Consider the following 16,419-nt stretch of genomic DNA (forward strand, 5'->3'; position numbering starts at 1 on the left):
CCTTGCGGGGTCGGGACGGCGAATGCCGGGCCGTGCGCGCCCTGCTCGACCGGGCGGCCGGCGGTGCGCTGCTGTTCCACGGCGAGCCCGGCTCGGGCCGCAGCGCGCTGCTGGCGTACGCCCGGCGGCACGCCGGTGAGCGGGCGGTCCTCGCGGGCGCCGGGCTCGCCGACGAGGCGACCCTGCCGTACGCGGGCCTGCAACGCCTCCTCGACCCGGTGCTCGACCGGGCCGGGGCGCTGCCGGAACGGCAACGGCGGGTGCTGCGGCGCGTGCTGACCGGCGGCGGCTGCCCGGACGCCCAGCGGCTGACCCTGGCCACCGCCGTGCTCGGCCTGCTCGCTGCCGTCGCCCGCGACCGCCCACTGCTGTGCACGATGGACGACGTCGACGCCGGCGACCCGCAGACCGCCGCGACCCTCGCCGTCGTGGCCCGCCGGCTGAGCGGGCTGCCGGTCGCCCTCGTGCTCACCGCGGCCGGCGCGGCGGCGGCCGGTGACCTGCCCACCCGCCGGCTGCCCCCGCTGGACGAGCAGCAGTGCCGGGCCCTGCTCGCCGACCGGTGGTCCGCCCCGCCGCCGGCCCCGGTGGCCGCCGGACTGGCCGCGGTCAGCGGCGGCAACCCGCAGGCGCTGGTCGACCTCGCCGACGTGCTCACGCCCGGCCAGTGGAACGGGGACGAGCCGCTGCCCGCCGCCCCGCCGGCCGACGGCGCGCTGGGTGCCGCCTACCGCGCCCGCCTCGACCGGCTGCCGCCGGACACCCGGCGGGTGCTGCTGCTGGCCGCGCTCGACCGCGACGGGGATCCCACCGCCCTGGACCGTGCCGCGCGGGTAGCCGGCGTGGACGTCGAGGCGCTCGCACCGGCCGAGGCCGCCGGCCTGCTGCGCTCCGGCCCGGCGGAGGTGATCTTCGCCCACCCGCTGACCCGGACCATGACCGAGGTCGTCGCGCCGCCGGCCGACCGGCGGGCGGCCCACCTGCTGCTGGCCCGGGCGCTGGGTGGCCGGCCGCTGCGCCGGGCCCTGCACCGCGCCGCCGCCACCGACGGTCCCGATCCGGCGCTGGCCGCGGAGCTGGAGGCGGCCGCCGCCGGCGCGGACGACCCGACCGAGGCCGCCGCCGCGCTGCGTCGCGCCGCCGAACTCAGCGACGACCCCGCCCGCGCCGCCGCCCGCACGGTCGCCGCGGCCCGCTGCGCCTGGACCGCCGGCCACCCCGACCAGGCCCGGCGCCTGCTCGCCGGGCCGCCCGCCGGCCCGGCCGGGACCGGACCGGCCGACCTGCTGCGCGGCGAGATCCAACTCCGCTGCGACGCGCCGTCCACCGCGGTCGCCACCCTGCTCGCCGCCGCCGAGACGGTCGCGCCGGCCGACCGCGGGGCCGCCCTGCTCGGCCTGGTCCGGGCCGGCGAGGCCATCTGCCTCACCGGCGACCACTACCGGTACGCGGAGGTGGCGCGCCGGGCGTGGGCGCTGCGCCGGCCCGGGGACCCGCCGGACGTCGAGCTGCTGACCACGTTCGCGGCCGGCGTCGGGGCGACCCTGCGCGGGGACCACGAGCAGGGCGGGCCGGCGCTGCGCCGGGTCGTCGTCCTGGGCGGCCGGCTGACCGGGCCGGCGCTCACCCCGGCCGCGCTGGTCTGCGCCGCCGTGGCCGGGTTGCTGGTGGCCGTGGACGGCGCGGCGCACCGGCTGGCCGACCGCGCCGTCGAGCTGTCCCGGGCCCGCGGCGAACGATCCGTGCTCTCCCGGGCGCTGGAGCTGCGCGCCGTCGCCGAGTACTGGCTGGGCCGGCACGCCACGGCGGCGGAGACCGCCCACGAGGGGCTGCTGGTGGCCCGTGCCACCGGCCAACGGACCTGCGCCCAGGTCCACCTCGGCATCCTCGCCGTGCTGGCCGCGGTACGGGCCGACCGGGCCACCAGCCTCGCCCGGATCGCCGAGATCGGCGACGGCGCCACCCCGGGCAGCCGCCCCTACGCGTACGCGCAGTGGGCGCTCGGCGTGCTCGACCTGGTCGACGGCCGGCACGCCGACGCGGCCACCCGGCTGGCCTCGCTCGCCCGCACCGGCACCGGCCGCGGCCAGGTCCTCGTGCAGGTGATGGCCACGCCGTACCTGGTGGAGGCCGCCGCCCACGACGGCCGGCGGCCCACCGCGGCGCTCGCCGTCTTCGACCACTGGGCCAGCAGCACGGCGAGCCCGTCGCGCCGGGCCCTCTCCGCCCGCTGCCACGCGTTGCTCGCGCCCCGCGGCAGCGCCGAGGCCGAGCGGGAGTTCCGTACGGCGCTGCGGCTGCACCCCACCGACACCGACCGGTTCGAGCGGGCCCGCACCGAGCTGCTGTTCGGCCGGGAACTGCGCCGGGCCCGCCGGCCGCGGGACGCCCGGGCGTTCCTGCACCGGGCGCGGGAGACGTTCACCCTGCTCGGCGCGACCGTCTGGGCCGAGCGGGCCGGCGCGGAGCTGCGCGCGGCGGGAGAGTCCGTCGGATCCCCGCAACAGCCGCCGGCGCAGCTGCTGACCGGCCAGCAGCTGCACATCGCCCAGCTGGTCGCCGAGGGGGCCACCAACCGGGAGATCGCCACCCGGATGTCGCTCTCCACCCGGACGATCGACCACCACCTGCGCAACATCTTCCACCGGCTCGGCGTCCGCTCCCGCACCGAACTGGCCCGCCTCTTCGCCTAGTCGTCGGCGGCCCGCACCGGCCGGAGCGCGGTAGGGTGCGGGTCGAGACCGGGTTCCCGCCACGCTGGTCGTCCAGGGGGTTCAGGTGAGCGCACGAGACGTCGAAGCGCACCGCGACGAGCCCGTCCACGGTGGGCACGACTACGACGAGGTCTACCGCGACACCGCCGACTCGGGCGGGCCGCCCTGGGACATCGGCGGCCCCCAACCGGCGCTCGCCGAGGTGCTCGACCACGGGGTCCGGGGCCCGACGGTGCTGGACATCGGCTGCGGCAGCGGCGATCTCGCGATCGCGCTCGCCCGGCGCGGCCACCGGGTGACGGCGGTCGACATCTCCCGGGTGGCCATCGACCAGGCCCGCGCCAAGGCCGCCGCCGAGGGCCTGCCGGTGCATTTCGAGGTCCAGGACGCCACCAACCTGTCGTTGCCCTCGGCGCCGTTCGACTCGGTGTTCGACTCCGGTCTGCTGCACAGCATCCACCGCAACGGCGGCGCGGTGGACCGCTACCTCGCGTCGCTGCCGGGCCTCGCCGCGCCGGGCGCGGCCGTCTTCGTGCTGGCCGTCTCGCCGGAGGCGGGCCACGGCTGGGGCATGACCGAGCAGGAGCTGCGGGCGGGCTTCGCCGGGCCGGAGTGGGTCGACACCGAGGTCACGGACATCGACGTGGTCGCGCAGACCGACGGCTCGACCCTTCACCTGGCCGGTCACCTGCTCCGCACGGTCCGCGCACTCGACGCCTGACCCTGCCCCCACTGGCCGCTTCCCACCCGGCCGGCCGGCCCCGGCGCCACCCGGCGGGCGAGCACGGGCTGCGCACCGGCGACGGCCCGGACCCGTCCGTCCCCGTATCCGCGTAGCGGCGTCCCGTCCCCACGGCGTCAACGGGCGGGGACGTCGCGGGGGCCGCCCGTGACGGCGGGTTGACGCGACCTCCGGCAGGGTCGCAGCGCGACGACGTGGTGGCTCGGGCAGCACCGGCCGCGACAGCTCCACCGTCTCCCGCAGGCCGTCGAAGGGGACTTCATGATCAGGACGATGCTCCGGCTGCGCGCGCGTCAGGGCTGCGAGCCCGCCGTGCGGTCCGCGTGGGGGACGGTCGCGGAGCAGGTCGGCGGGCTGGCCGGCAACCTCCGGCACGAGCTACTGCTCGACGCCCTGGACCCGCGCGGGTTCGTCCTCGTCACCGAGTGGGCCGACGAGAAGGCGCTGCGGGCGTACCGGGACGGGCCGGTGGCCGCGCGGCTGGCCGAGCTGGTCCGGCCGCTGACCGAGCCCGGCGGCCCGGTCGACTACCCCGTGCTGCGGGAGCACGGCACGGGCGACTCGACGGTCTACGTGGACGTCGAGCTGACCGTGCCGGCCCCCCGGCTCGCCGAGTTCCACCGCGGCTACCCGGAGGTCCGGGCGCGGATGGCCGGGATACCCGGGTACCGGCGCGAGCAGTTGCTGCGCGAACCCGGGTCGGACGTGCACCACATCTTCGCCGAGTGGAACAGCGCGGGGGAGTTCCTCCGTTGGATCGCCGACCCGGCCCACGCCTCCGCGCAGGCCGGGCCGATCGCGCCGTTCCTTCTCGACATCCGGCGCCGCCTGTTCCACGTCGTGCCCGACGGGAACGGCCGGCGACACGCCACCACGGGCAGGGAGGCCGACGTGCACAGGACAACGGACGTACTCGTCGTCGGGGCGGGGCCCGCCGGGCTGACCGCCGCCGTCGAGCTGGCCCGGCGGGGCGTCGACTGCCGGGTGATCGACAAGCTGGCCACCCCGGCCGGACAGGCGGACAAGGCGATCGGCGTGCACTGCCGCACCATGGAGATCTGGGAGGAGCAGGGCGTCGTCCGGGAGGCCATGGACGCCGGGATCTGGCTCACCGGCAACATGGTCTTCGTCAACGGGGCGGAGACCCACCGGATGAGCTGGGAGCTGCCCGGCCTGCCGTACGCGCACCTCGGCCTGCCCCAGTACGAGACCGAGCGCATCCTCACCGCCCGCCTGGCCACCCTCGGGGTGCGTCCGCGGCGCGGCGCCGAGCTGGTCGACTTCGCGCAGGACGACGACGGCGTGACGGCCACCGTCACCACGGCCGACGGCGGCACCGAGACGGTGCGCGCGAAGTACCTGGTCGGCTGCGACGGCGCGCACAGCCGGGTCCGAGAGCTGCTCGGGCTGACCTTCACCGGCGGGCTGGGCCGCTTCCCCCAGCTGTTCATGCTCGGCGACGTCGACGTGGACTGGGACATGCCCGACGGGCACCTGCTGCGGTTCCTGCACGAGACCGACGGCCGCATGGACGGCATGCTGGTCTGCGTCCCGCTGCGCGGCGAGCGCCGGTACCGGATCGCCACGCTGGCCCCGCCCCGGTTCTTCGCGCAGACCGGCGGGCAGGACGCCCCGCCCGGGTTCAGCGCGGAGCTGGGCGCGCCGACCCTGGCCGACGTCCAGGCCGCCCTCGACCACCTCGCCCCGCCCGGCACCCGCGCCTCGAACCTGCGCTGGTCGTCGGTGTTCCGGATCAGCCACGGCATCGTGGACCGCTACCGCGACGGCCGGGTGTTCGTGGTCGGCGACGCGGCCCACCTGCACCCGCCGGCCGGCGGGCAGGGCATGAACACCGGGATCCAGGACGCCTGGAACCTGGCCTGGAAGCTGGCCCTGGCGGTGCGCGGGCTCGCCGCGCCCGGCCTGCTGGACAGCTACGAGACCGAGCGGCGGCCGGAGGGCGAGGAGATCGTCGGCCGTGCCGTGCGGATGGCGTTCACCGACGAGCTGGACCGCGAGGACCTGAAGCGGCAGTTCCTCCAGGAGATGTCCATGCTGCTCAGCTACGCGGGCAGCCCGCTGGTCGGCGAGTGCGTGTCCGATCCGGACGCGCTGGGCGAGGCCCCCCGTCCGGGCGACCGCGCCCCCGACGTGGACGGGCTGCTGCGGCGCGGCGTCGGCCACCCGCTGCGGCTGCGCGACCTGACCCGCGGCACCCGCCACACGATGCTGCTCTACGCCGACGCGTCGGCCGACGAGGCGGCGCTGGGCGCCATCGCCGAGCTCTGCGCCGACGTGCGGCGGCAGGCGGCCGGGGAGGTCGACGCGTACCTGCTGCTCAGTCCGGACGCCGCCGAGCCGCGGTTGCTCGACCCGCCGACGGTGTGCGACGCCGACGGCCGGTTCCGCGCCGCGTACGGGCTGACCGGCGCCGGGCTGTACCTGGTCCGCCCGGACGGGCACGTCGGCTTCCGCAGCCAACCGGTCGACCCCGACGCGCTCCGCAAGCACCTGCACCTGGTGTTCGGGGGTGCCCGGTGAGTCGCGTACGGACCGTGCTCGCCATGCGCACCCGGGAGGGCTGCGAGGAGCAATTCGAGTCGGAGTGGCGCAGCGCGGCCGAGGAGATCCGCACACTGGACGGCTGCCTGCACCAGGACCTGGTACGCGACGCGGACGACCCCCGCAGCTACCTGATCATCAGCGACTGGGCGGACCGCGAGCGGCTGGACGCCTTCGGCCGCAGCGAGCACCGGGACCGGCTGCTGCGCATCATCCGCGAGCTGCGTGAGTCCGCGCAGCGGCACACCTACCAGGTGCTGCACAGCGTGGGCAGCGCACCCGAGGAGGACCGATGACCGAGGACGCCGTTCCGGCGAGCGAGCTCTACACCGACGGGTTCGCCGCCGACCCCTACCCGACCTTCGCCCGGCTGCGCACCGACCGGCCGGTGTGCCCGGTCAGCTCCCCGCGCTTCGACTCCTGGCTGATCACCCGCTTCGACGACGCCCGGGCGGCGCTCACCGACCCGCGGCTGTCCAAGGACCTCTACGGTCCCGGCCAGCACTACCTGCGGATCTTCGGGCCGAACTCCGAGGGCTTGAACCGCAACATGCTCAACTCCGACCCGCCCGAGCACACCCGGCTGCGCCGGGTCGTCTCCCAGGCGTTCGCGCCGCGGCGGATCGAGGCCCTGCGGCCGCGGGTGGCGCAGGTCGTCGACCACCTGATCGACAAGATGCTCCCGCAGGGCCAGGCCGAGCTGATGCACGACTTCGCCATCCCGCTGCCCATGACGGTCATCTGCGAGCTGCTCGGCGTGCCGCCGGAGGACCACGACCGGGTGCTCGACTGGACCCAGGTGATCCGCACCTCCGGCTCGACCCGCCGGCCGCCGCAGGAGGAGCGGGCGGCCGTGCAGGAGGCCCAGCTGCGCCTGCACCACTACTTCGCCGACCTGGTGCGGGCCAAGCGCGACGACCCGGCCGACGACATCATCGGGGCGCTGATCGACGCGGTCGACCGCGACGGGACGCTCTCCGAGGCGGAGCTGGTCACCACCACGTTCCTGCTGGTGTTCGCCGGGCACCAGACCACCGCGGACTTCCTCGGCAACGCGATGCTCGCCCTGCTCACCCATCCCGAGCAGCTCGAGATGCTGCGCGCCACGCCCCAGCTGCTGCCGGCGGCGATCGAGGAGCTGCTCCGGTTCGACGGCCCGCTTCCGGTGGCCAGCCCGCGGATCGCCACCGAGGACGTCGAGTACGAGGGGGTGTGCATCCCGCGCGGCGCGATCGTCGGCGTGGCGATCAACGCGGCGAACCACGACCCCGCGCACTTCACCGACCCCGACCGGCTGGACCTGCGCCGGGTCCGCGGCCCGCACCTGGGCTTCGGGCACGGCGTGCACTACTGCCTCGGCGTCTCACTGGCCCGGATGGAGGCGCAGATCGCGCTCGCCGCGCTGCTGCGCCGGCTGCCCGGGCTGCGGCTCGGCGTGCCCCTCGACGAGGTGCGCCGGCTGCCCGCCGCGTCGCCGTTCCGCGGCCTGCTGGAGCTGCCGATCACCTTCGCCGCCTGAGCCTCCCGCCCGCCCACCCGAACCCAACCAAGGAGCAGCCATGGTCTTCCGGAACGTGATCGTCTGCCACATGGTCCCCGGCAGCGACAAGATCGTCGGGGACGTCTTCGGCCACTACGACCAGGCCACCCGACCCCAGGACCTCGGGGTCATCGGGCGCATCCTGCTGTCCCACCACGACCTCTACATCCACGTCATCGAGCGCGAGCAGGACCCGCGGATCTCCGGCCAGACCCGCGGGCTGCCCGCGTTCCAGAAGATCGCCGAGGCCATCGGCCCGTACGTGACGCCGTACCCGCGCTACTGGAAGAACCCGTCCGACTCGGTGGCCAAGGAGTTCTACCACTGGGCCCCGGAGGGGGAGCCGCCCGCGGACACCACGCTGACCGTGATCGTCGGGCGGATCAAGCCCGGCGCCGAACCGGACGTGGCCCGGGTCTTCGGCGAGTCGGACGCCGGGTCGCTGCCGACCGAGCTGGGCGTCACCGGGCGCTGGCTCTACTCGATCGACGACGTCTACGTCCACCTGCTCGAACAGGAGGCGTCGGCGGCCGAGGCGACCCGGAACAACCACGACGCCAAGCCGGTCTTCGCGAAGGTGATGCAGGACCTGGCGCCCTACGTGAGCCCGTACCGGCCGGAGGAGTGGCACGGCCCGCAGGACTCGGTGGCCACCGTGTTCTACCGCTGGCAGGCCCAGGACTGAGCGGCGCGGCGGGGGCGTTCGAGGGCGCCCCCGCCGCCCGCTATCGTCGGCTTCTCCGGACGGCGTCGGGCCGCGCCGGGTGAGGCGTGAACAGGCGGTCACCGGTGTCCCGAGCGCGCGGATTCGTCCCACCGGCGCTGCTGGTCCTGGTCCTCGCCGCCCTGGTGGCCTCCGGCATCCGGCCGTACGACCGGCTGACCTGGCTGCTGGAGACGGTCTGGGTGCTCGTCGGCGTCCCCCTGGTGCTGGTCACCTGGCGGCGGTTCCCACTGACCACGCTGCTCTGCTGCCTGCTCGCCGCGCACGCGCTGATCCTCGTGGTCGGCGGCCACTACAGCTACGCGCGCACACCGGTCGGTGACTGGGCGCGGGAGGCGTTCCACCTGTCCCGCAACCCGTACGACCGGCTGGGGCACTTCGCCCAGGGCTTCGTGCCGGCGATCCTGGTGCGCGAGATCCTGGTCCGCCGGTCGCCGCTGCGCGGCAGTCGCTGGCTCGCCCCGCTGGTGGTCTGCGCCTGCCTGGCGTTCAGCGCCCTCTTCGAGATGATCGAGTGGTGGGCGGCGCTGGCCGGCGGGTCGGCGGCCGACGACTTCCTGGCCACCCAGGGCGACGTCTGGGACACCCAGTGGGACATGTTCCTGGCGCTGGTCGGCGCGATCACCTCGCTGGCGCTACTGAGCCGCCTGCACGACCGCCAACTGCCGGGCCCCGCCCCGCAGGCCGGGCCGCCGGTCGCCGTCCCGGGCTGAGCGGAGGGCCGAGGGCAGCCGCCCGGCCGGTCACTCGTCGCCGACGGGTTCCGTCTCGCCGTCGTGCTCGTACTGGGGCGTCAGGTGCTCGTCGGGCTGCGGCGCCTGGGCCAGGTTGTGGTGCGGGTCCCCGTCCGCGGAGTACAGGACGTCGTCGGTCTTCTTGGTCTTGCTCCGGTCCTCTTCCGGCTCCGTCACGTCCGCTCCTCGCCAGGCCGTCGGTGACCGCCCTGCCGGGCGGCCCTGTCCAAGCTCCCACCCTAGGCCGGGGGGAGCGCGGTCGCAGGCGGATGACGGCGCGCGTCCGCCTGCGGGTGGGCCCCGGGGCGAACGCCCTCGCGCGGCACCCGCGATGGGACATGGTGGTGCTGGGGACGGCTCGGCGACGGGCCTTTCCGGGTGAGCCGGCGGCGCGGGGGTGACGGGTGCCGACGAAGGAGATCATCCAGCACACCGGCACGCTCCTGGACCTCGCCGGGGTGCTGGTCATCGCGGTCGGCGTCGCGGTCGCCACGGTCGTCTTCGGGCTGCGCTGGTGGCGTACCCGGCAGGTCGTCGAGCACTACCGGGCGTATCGGCAGGGGGTGGGGCGGGCCATCCTGCTCGGCCTGGAACTCCTGGTCGCCGGGGACATCATCCGGACCGTGGCGGTGTCGCCCACCTTCACCAGCGTCGGGGTGCTGGCGCTGATCGTGCTGGTCCGGACGTTCCTCAGCGTCTCGCTGCAGGTCGAGCTGGACGGCCGCTGGCCCTGGCAGGGCAAGGGGTCGGTCGGCGCATCCGGCGTGGGGTCCCGGCCGGAGGGCTGAGGGGCGAACCGGAGTTCAGATGTTGGCGGAGTCCGCCGGCACCCCGCCCGGCAGCGACGGCGCGCCGCCCGGCGACTGCGCGCCCCCGCAGCGCAGCCCCACGGTGTACGCGGTCATCGACAGCGACCCGTACGCGTACCCGTCGACCAGCACCTCGGGGCGGTCCCCGGCGGCGCCGGCCAGCCCGGCCAGGTAGAGCAGCGGGATGAAGTGGTCCGGGGTCGGCACGGCGAGGTCGAAGTCCCGGTGCCCGTCCAGCCGGGCCGCCTCGGTCGGCGCGTCCTGGACCGTCTCCCGGGCGGCGTCGTCGAAGCGGCGCGCCCAGTCGAAGCCCTCGTCGGCCAGCCGCGGGTCGACGCCGCCCAGGTTGTGCACCACGTTGCCGCTGGCCACCACCAGCACGCCGCGCTCCCGCAGCGGGGCGAGCCGGGCGCCGAGGTCGAGGTGGTAGTCGAACGGCTTGAACGCGTTGATGCTCAGCTGCACCACCGGGATGTCGGCGTCGGGGAAGGCGTGGGTGAGCACCGACCAGGTGCCGTGGTCGATGCCCCACGAGTCCAGGTCGGCCCCGACCCAGGTGGGGTGCACCACGTCGCTGACCTCCTCGGCCAGCTCCGGCAGCCCGGGCGCCGGGTAGCGGACGTCGAAGAGCTGCCGCGGGAAGCCGTAGAAGTCGTGGATGGTGCGCGGCCGGGGCATCGCGGTGACCGCGGTGGCGCCGATGTACCAGTGCGCGGAGACCACCAGGATGGCCCGGGGCCGGGGCACCGAGCGGCCGAACTCCCGCCAGGCGGCGGTGTAGCGGTTGACCTCCAGGGCGTTCATCGGGTTGCCGTGCCCGAAGAACGCCGCCGGCAGCACCGTCTGGGTGTTCTGCTCGCTCATCTCGCTCCCGCGGCTCGGCCGTGCCCCGAGGCTAACCCGCGGGCCCCTCGCGTGTCCGGACACCGAGCCGGGCGGGACCGGGGAGTTGGCCGATACCCCCTAGGGGTATATGGTGGGCGACGGAGGTGGAGTTCCGATGGACCACGAACACGGGCACCACGGCGCGGGCCACGACACGCACGGGGGGCATCACACGCACGGGGGGCACGACAAGCACGCCGGGCACGACCCCGAACAGTTCCGCCGCAAGTTCTGGCTGAGCCTGGCGCTGACCGTGCCGATCGTGCTGACCAGCCACATGGTCATGGACTGGCTCGGCTACTCGCTCGACTTCCCGGGCGTCCGCTGGGTCGGCCCGGTGCTGGGCACCGTCGTCTTCTTCTACGGCGGCTGGCCGTTCCTGGTCGGCGGCGTCCGTGAGGTGCGCGACCGGGCGCCGGGCATGATGCTGCTGATCTCGATGGCGATCACCGTCGCGTACCTGGCGTCGGTGGCCACCAGCCTCGGCCTGTTCGACCTGGACTTCTGGTGGGAGCTGGCCGCCCTGGTCACCATCATGCTGCTCGGTCACTGGCAGGAGATGAAGGCGATCGGGCAGGCCCAGGGTGCCCTCGCCGCGCTCGCCGCCCTGCTGCCCGACGACGCCGAACGCCTCGATGACTCCGGCGCCGCGCACCGGGTGCCGGTGGCCGACCTGCGGGTCGGTGACCTGGTGCTGGTGCGCTCCGGCGGGCGGGTCCCCGCCGACGGCCGGATCGTCGACGGGGCCGCCGAGCTGGACGAGTCGATGATCACCGGGGAGTCCCGCCCGGTGCCGCGCGCCGCCGGGGACCGGGTGGTCGCCGGGACGGTGGCCACCGACTCGGCCCTGCGGGTACGCGTCGACGCCGTCGGCGAGGACACCGCGCTCGCCGGCATCGGCCGGCTGGTCGCCCAGGCGCAGTCCTCCGGCGGGCGCGCCCAGGTGCTCGCCGACCGGTTCGCCGCGCTGCTGTTCTACGTCGCGGCCCTCGCCGGCCTGGCCACCTTCGCGGCCTGGCTGCTGCTCGGCGACACCGACCAGGCCGTGGTCCGGACCGTGACGGTGCTGGTGATCGCCTGCCCGCACGCCCTCGGTCTGGCCATCCCGCTGGTCGTGGCGCTCTCCACGGCGCTCTCCGCCCGGGCCGGCATCCTGGTGAAGGACCGGCTCGCTCTGGAACGGATGCGCACCGTCGACGCGGTGCTGTTCGACAAGACCGGCACCCTCACCAAGGGACGGCACACCGTGACCGGGGTGGCCGCCACCGGCGGGCTGGACTCGGCCGCCGCGCTGCGCCTCGCCGGCGCGGTCGAGGCCGACAGCGAGCACCCGCTCGCCCGGGCCCTGGTCACCGCCGCGCAGGACCGGGGCCTGCGGGCGTCCGCCCGCGACTTCCGCTCGCTGACCGGCCGGGGCGTACGCGCCACGGTGGACGGCGCCGACTGGGCGGTGGGCGGCCCGGCCCTGCTGCGCGAACTGGGCGTCGACGCCCCCGCCGAGCTGACCCGGGCGGCCGAGGACTGGTCCCGGCGGGGCGCCGCGGTGCTGCACCTGGTCCGGCTGCCCGACAGCGGCCGCCCCGAGGTGGTCGGCGCGTTCGCCCTTGAGGACGAGGTCCGCCCCGAGGCCCGCGCGGCCATCGCCGAACTGCGCGAGCAGGGGGTGAAGAAGATCGTGATGATCACCGGAGACGCCCGGCCGGTCGCCGAGGCGGTCGCCGCCGACCTGGGCTTCCGCCCCGGCGTGGACGAGGTCTTCGCCGAGGTGCTGCCCGCCGACAAGGACAAGGCGGTCATCGAACTCCAGTCCCGCGGGCTGACCGTGGCGATGGTCGGCGACGGGGTCAACGACGCCCCGGCCCTGGCCCGCGCCGACGTGGGCGTGGCCATCGGCGCCGGCACCGACGTGGCGATCGAATCCGCCGGGGTGGTGCTGGCCGGCTCCGACCCGCGCGGGGTCACCGGCGTGATCCGGCTGTCCCGGGCGTCGTACCGGAAGATGCGCCAGAACCTGGCCTGGGCGGCCGGCTACAACGTGGTGGCCATCCCGCTCGCCGCCGGGGTACTCGCCTGGACGGGGGTCGCGCTCAGCCCGGCGGTGGCCGCGGTGCTGATGTCGGCCTCCACCATCGTGGTGGCGCTCAACGCCCAGCTGCTCCGTCGGGTCCGGCTCACCCCGGCGGACGACTAGGTCCACCGCAGCTGCGGCTGGCACGACCCCTCGATCCTGGTGGATGCGAGGGGTCGTGCCGCTTCAGACCCGCATCTGCGAGCCGCTAGGGTGGCCGGGTGACGGTGTTCCGGATCGGCGAGGCCGCCGAACTGCTCGGGGTCAGCGCGGACACGGTCCGCCGCTGGATCGACGCCGGGCGGCTGCCGGCCACCCGCGACGAGCACGGCCACCGGGTGCTCGACGGGGCCGACCTGGCCGCGTTCGTCCGCGCCCCGGGCCACCCCGAGCTCTCCTCGGCCCGCAACCGGCTGCGCGGCATCGTCACGGCCGTCGTCAAGGACACCGTGATGGCCCAGGTCGACATCCAGGCCGGGCCCTTCCGCATCGTGTCGCTGATGAGCCGCGAGGCGGTCGACGACCTCGACCTCCAGGTCGGCTCGGTGGCCGTCGCCGTGATCAAGTCGACCACCGTCGTGGTGGAGCGCGCGCCCGCGCCGAAGGGGAGAACGAACCCGTGACCACCCGGTGGATCCGCGCCGCCCTGGCCGGACTGGCCGCGCTGACCCTGTCCGTCACCGGCTGCGGTGGCGGCGCCGCCGACGAGCCGACCGGCGGCACGGTGACCGTCTTCGCCGCCGCCTCGCTCACCGAGCCCTTCACGAAGCTCGGCAGGGACTACGAGGCGGCACACCCCGGCACCCGGGTCGTCCTCAACTTCGCCGGCAGCTCGGCGCTCGCCACGCAGCTCACCCAGGGCGCGCCGGCCGACGTGTTCGCGGCCGCCTCGCCGGCCACCATGAAGACCGTCACCGACGCGGGCGACGCCGCCGGGACACCGGCCGTCCTGGTCCGCAACCAGCTCGTCATCGCCGTACCGGAGGGCAACCCGGACCGGGTGACGGGCCTGGCCGACCTGGCGCGGCCCGGGGCGAAGGTGGCGCTCTGCGCCGAACAGGTGCCGTGCGGCGCGGCGGCGAAGGCCGCTCTCGCCGCGGCCGGCGTGCGGCTCACCCCGGCCACTCTGGAGCAGGACGTCAAGGGCGCCCTCGCCAAGGTGAAGCTGGGCGAGGTCGACGCGGCGCTGGTCTACCGCACCGACGTTCGCGGCGCCGCCGCCGAGCTGGACGCCGTCGAGTTCCCCGAGTCCGCCCGGGCGGTCAACGACTACCCGATCGTGGTCCTGAAGCACGCCGGCAACCCGGCCGGGGCCCGCGCCTTCGTCGACCACGTCCGCTCCGACGCCGGCCTGGCGGTGCTCGCCGCCGCCGGGTTCCAGGCCCCACCGAGCCGATGAGTCGACCTCCACGCCGCCGGCAGCGGGTGCCGCTGGCGCTCCTGGTCCCCGCCGGGCTCGGGTTGCTCTTCCTCGTCCTGCCGCTGGCCGGGCTGCTGGTCCGCGCGCCCTGGACCACGCTGCCCCGGCGGCTGGCCCAGCCCGGCGTGCTCACCGCGCTGCGGCTGTCCCTGGAGACCGCGACCGCCGCCACGCTGCTCTGCGTCGCGCTCGGCGTACCCCTGGCCTGGCTGCTGGCCCGGGTCCGGTTCCCCGGCCGACGGCTGGTCCGCGCGCTGGTCACCGTGCCGCTGGTGCTGCCGCCGGTGGTCGGCGGGGTGGCGCTGCTGCTGGTCTTCGGCCGGCGCGGGCTGCTCGGGTCCTGGCTGGACGCCACCTTCGGGGTCACCCTGCCGTTCACCACCGCCGGCGTGGTGCTGGCGGAGGCGTTCGTGGCCATGCCGTTCCTCGTCATCGCCGTCGAGGGTGCGCTGCGCGGCGCCGACCCCCGCTACGAGGAGGCGGCGGCCACCCTGGGCGCCGGGCGCTGGACCACCTTCACCCGGGTGACCCTGCCGATTGTCGCACCCGGGGTGGCGGCCGGCGCGGTGCTCTGCTGGGCCCGCGCGCTCGGCGAGTTCGGCGCCACCATCACCTTCGCCGGCAACTATCCGGGACGGACCCAGACCATGCCGCTCGCCGTCTACCTGGCGCTGGAGACCGACGTGCAGGCCGCCATCGTGCTGAGCCTCATCCTGCTCACCGTCTCCGTGGCCATCCTGGCCGGGTTGCGGGACCGCTGGGTCGGCACGGCGTGACCGGCACGCCCCTGCTCGACGCGCACCTGGTCGCCGACCGGGGCGCGTTCCACCTCGACGTGCGGCTGTCCATCGGCGCCGGGGAGGTGGTGGCGCTGCTCGGCCCGAACGGGGCCGGCAAGACCACCGCCCTGCGGGCGCTCGCCGGGCTGCACCCGCTCACCGCCGGGCACCTCACCCTCGGCGGCGCCGACCTCGACCGCCCCGACCGGCGGGTGTGGACCCCGCCCGAGCGACGCCCGGTCGGCGTGGTGTTCCAGGACTACCTGCTCTTCCCGCACCTCAGCGCACTGGACAACGTGGCGTTCGGGCCGCGCCGCCGGGGCGCCGACCGGCGGGCCGCCCGGGCCCGCGCGCAGGGCTGGCTGGACCGGGTCGGCCTCGGCGGGCAGGCCCGGCACCGGCCGCGCCAGCTCTCCGGCGGCCAGGCCCAGCGGGTCGCCCTGGCCCGCGCGCTCGCCGTCGAGCCCACCCTGCTGCTGCTCGACGAGCCGCTCGCCGCGCTCGACGCCCGGACCCGGCTGGACACCCGCGCCGAACTCCAGCACCACCTCGGCGCGCACCCCGGCGCCACCCTGCTGGTCACCCACGACCCGCTGGACGCCCTCGTGCTCGCCGACCGGCTGGTCATCGTCGAGCAGGGACGGGTGGTCCAGGAGGGCGACGCGGCGACCGTGACGGCCCGCCCCCGCACCGACTACGTGGCCCGGCTGGTCGGGCTCAACCTGCACCGCGGGCACGCCGACGGGCACGCCGTCACGGTCGGCGGACTCACCCTCACCACGGCGGACACCGTGCGGGGCGAGGCGTTCGTGGCCTTCCCGCCGGCCGCCGTCGCGCTGCATCCGGCACGCCCGGACGGCAGCCCGCGCAACGTCTGGCCGGCCACCGTGACCGGTGTGCAGCGGCACGGCGACAACCTGCGGGTCCAGCTCGCCGGGCCGGTCGACGTGGCCGCCGACGTCACCCCCGCCGCGGCGGCCCACCTCGGGCTGCGCCCCGGCCAACCGGTCTGGGCGGCGGTCAAGGCCGCGGAGACCAGGGCGTACCCGGCGTGACGTACGCCGCTGGCCGGTCCACCCGAGCCGGTGGGAGGTTTGACGTCGACCCGCCCGGTCACTGAACAGGGGGAGCGATCACGAAGGGGGAACGTGGTGCCTGAGACGACACGGTTCCGGTCCAGTCAGAACGTCATCCTGCCGGACGACGTCACCGACCCGCTGCTGTGGCGGGCAGCGTACGACGTGGCCGCCGCGCACCAGCCCGACCCGACGGGACGCTGCACCAGCCTGCTGTGCGCCGGGCGCAGCGCGCCCTGCGAGCCGCTGGACAACGCCCGCCGGGCGATGCGGCTGGCCCGCGGCGGGGCGCGGCGCGCCGAGTTCCGCGAGACGTCCGGCCGGAGCGCCCGCGACCGGCGCCGGGCGGCCTGAGCCGGCCGGCGG

Annotated in this window: 16 protein-coding genes; 14 read left to right on the plus strand and 2 right to left on the minus strand. The window is 75.8% G+C overall.

The window, feature by feature from the left end; genetic code table 11:
• Positions 1–2: 2 nt before the first annotated feature.
• From RMN56_RS23605 to RMN56_RS23635, 7 genes are all read left to right on the plus strand, one after another.
• Positions 3–2,693 (plus strand): helix-turn-helix transcriptional regulator, encoded by a 2,691-nt coding sequence (locus RMN56_RS23605; RefSeq protein ID WP_313719725.1) that lies wholly within the window; start codon positions 3–5, stop codon positions 2,691–2,693.
• Between the two features lie 85 nt (positions 2,694–2,778).
• Positions 2,779–3,435 carry a class I SAM-dependent methyltransferase gene (locus RMN56_RS23610; RefSeq protein ID WP_313719726.1) on the plus strand — a complete coding sequence of 219 codons (657 nt, stop codon included), beginning with the start codon at positions 2,779–2,781 and terminating at the stop codon, positions 3,433–3,435.
• 282 nt (positions 3,436–3,717) lie between these two features.
• Complete coding sequence (locus RMN56_RS23615; RefSeq protein ID WP_313719727.1) at positions 3,718–5,997, plus strand: FAD-dependent monooxygenase; 2,280 nt, start codon at positions 3,718–3,720, stop codon at positions 5,995–5,997.
• The gene (locus RMN56_RS23620) at positions 5,994–6,314 is read left to right on the plus strand and encodes a putative quinol monooxygenase (RefSeq protein ID WP_313719728.1); all 321 of its coding nucleotides are present in this window, start codon (positions 5,994–5,996) and stop codon (positions 6,312–6,314) included. Before RMN56_RS23615 ends, RMN56_RS23620 begins: the two co-directional genes overlap by 4 nt.
• The gene (locus RMN56_RS23625) at positions 6,311–7,537 is read left to right on the plus strand and encodes a cytochrome P450 family protein (protein ID WP_313719729.1); all 1,227 of its coding nucleotides are present in this window, start codon (positions 6,311–6,313) and stop codon (positions 7,535–7,537) included. Before RMN56_RS23620 ends, RMN56_RS23625 begins: the two co-directional genes overlap by 4 nt.
• A 40-nt stretch (positions 7,538–7,577) precedes the next feature.
• Positions 7,578–8,243 carry a TcmI family type II polyketide cyclase gene (locus RMN56_RS23630; protein ID WP_313719730.1) on the plus strand — a complete coding sequence of 222 codons (666 nt, stop codon included), beginning with the start codon at positions 7,578–7,580 and terminating at the stop codon, positions 8,241–8,243.
• A 104-nt stretch (positions 8,244–8,347) separates the two neighbouring features.
• Complete coding sequence (locus tag RMN56_RS23635) at positions 8,348–8,995, plus strand: DUF2238 domain-containing protein (protein WP_313719731.1); 648 nt, start codon at positions 8,348–8,350, stop codon at positions 8,993–8,995.
• A gap of 30 nt (positions 8,996–9,025) precedes the next feature.
• Here the strand turns inward: RMN56_RS23635 and RMN56_RS23640 are convergent, their stop codons facing one another.
• A complete protein-coding gene (locus RMN56_RS23640; protein WP_313719732.1) occupies positions 9,026–9,193 on the minus strand; it encodes a hypothetical protein in 168 nt (55 codons plus the stop codon).
• A 227-nt stretch (positions 9,194–9,420) separates the two neighbouring features.
• Between RMN56_RS23640 and RMN56_RS23645 the strand changes: the two genes are divergently transcribed.
• Complete coding sequence (locus tag RMN56_RS23645) at positions 9,421–9,804, plus strand: DUF1622 domain-containing protein (protein WP_313719733.1); 384 nt, start codon at positions 9,421–9,423, stop codon at positions 9,802–9,804.
• Positions 9,805–9,819: 15 nt separating this feature from the next.
• On the opposite strand, the gene ygiD is transcribed toward RMN56_RS23645, so the two are convergent.
• On the minus strand, positions 9,820–10,689 hold the full coding sequence (gene ygiD, locus RMN56_RS23650) for a 4,5-DOPA-extradiol-dioxygenase (protein WP_313719734.1): 870 nt from the start codon (positions 10,687–10,689) through the stop codon (positions 9,820–9,822).
• A 136-nt stretch (positions 10,690–10,825) separates the two neighbouring features.
• On the opposite strand from ygiD, the gene RMN56_RS23655 reads away from it, so the two are divergent.
• From RMN56_RS23655 to RMN56_RS23680, 6 genes are all read left to right on the plus strand, one after another.
• On the plus strand, positions 10,826–12,901 hold the full coding sequence (locus RMN56_RS23655) for a heavy metal translocating P-type ATPase (RefSeq protein ID WP_313719735.1): 2,076 nt from the start codon (positions 10,826–10,828) through the stop codon (positions 12,899–12,901).
• A 98-nt stretch (positions 12,902–12,999) separates the two neighbouring features.
• A complete protein-coding gene (locus RMN56_RS23660) occupies positions 13,000–13,401 on the plus strand; it encodes a TOBE domain-containing protein (protein WP_091259071.1) in 402 nt (133 codons plus the stop codon).
• 11 nt (positions 13,402–13,412) lie between these two features.
• Complete coding sequence (gene modA / locus RMN56_RS23665) at positions 13,413–14,177, plus strand: molybdate ABC transporter substrate-binding protein (protein ID WP_376787334.1); 765 nt, start codon at positions 13,413–13,415, stop codon at positions 14,175–14,177.
• Positions 14,174–14,974: an ABC transporter permease gene (locus tag RMN56_RS23670; protein ID WP_313719737.1), complete on the plus strand. Its 801-nt coding sequence runs from the start codon at positions 14,174–14,176 to the stop codon at positions 14,972–14,974. Before modA ends, RMN56_RS23670 begins: the two co-directional genes overlap by 4 nt.
• Positions 14,956–16,032 (plus strand): ABC transporter ATP-binding protein, encoded by a 1,077-nt coding sequence (locus tag RMN56_RS23675; protein ID WP_313724842.1) that lies wholly within the window; start codon positions 14,956–14,958, stop codon positions 16,030–16,032. The genes RMN56_RS23670 and RMN56_RS23675 overlap by 19 nt, the downstream gene beginning before the upstream one ends.
• A 96-nt stretch (positions 16,033–16,128) precedes the next feature.
• Entirely contained in the window at positions 16,129–16,407 is a 279-nt protein-coding gene (locus tag RMN56_RS23680; RefSeq protein ID WP_313719738.1) for a hypothetical protein, read from the plus strand.
• The last annotated feature ends 12 nt before the right edge of the window (positions 16,408–16,419 follow it).

Origin of the sequence: Micromonospora halotolerans (assembly GCF_032108445.1) — a bacterium.
In the GTDB taxonomy this organism is placed as follows: Bacteria; Actinomycetota; Actinomycetes; order Mycobacteriales; family Micromonosporaceae; genus Micromonospora; species Micromonospora halotolerans.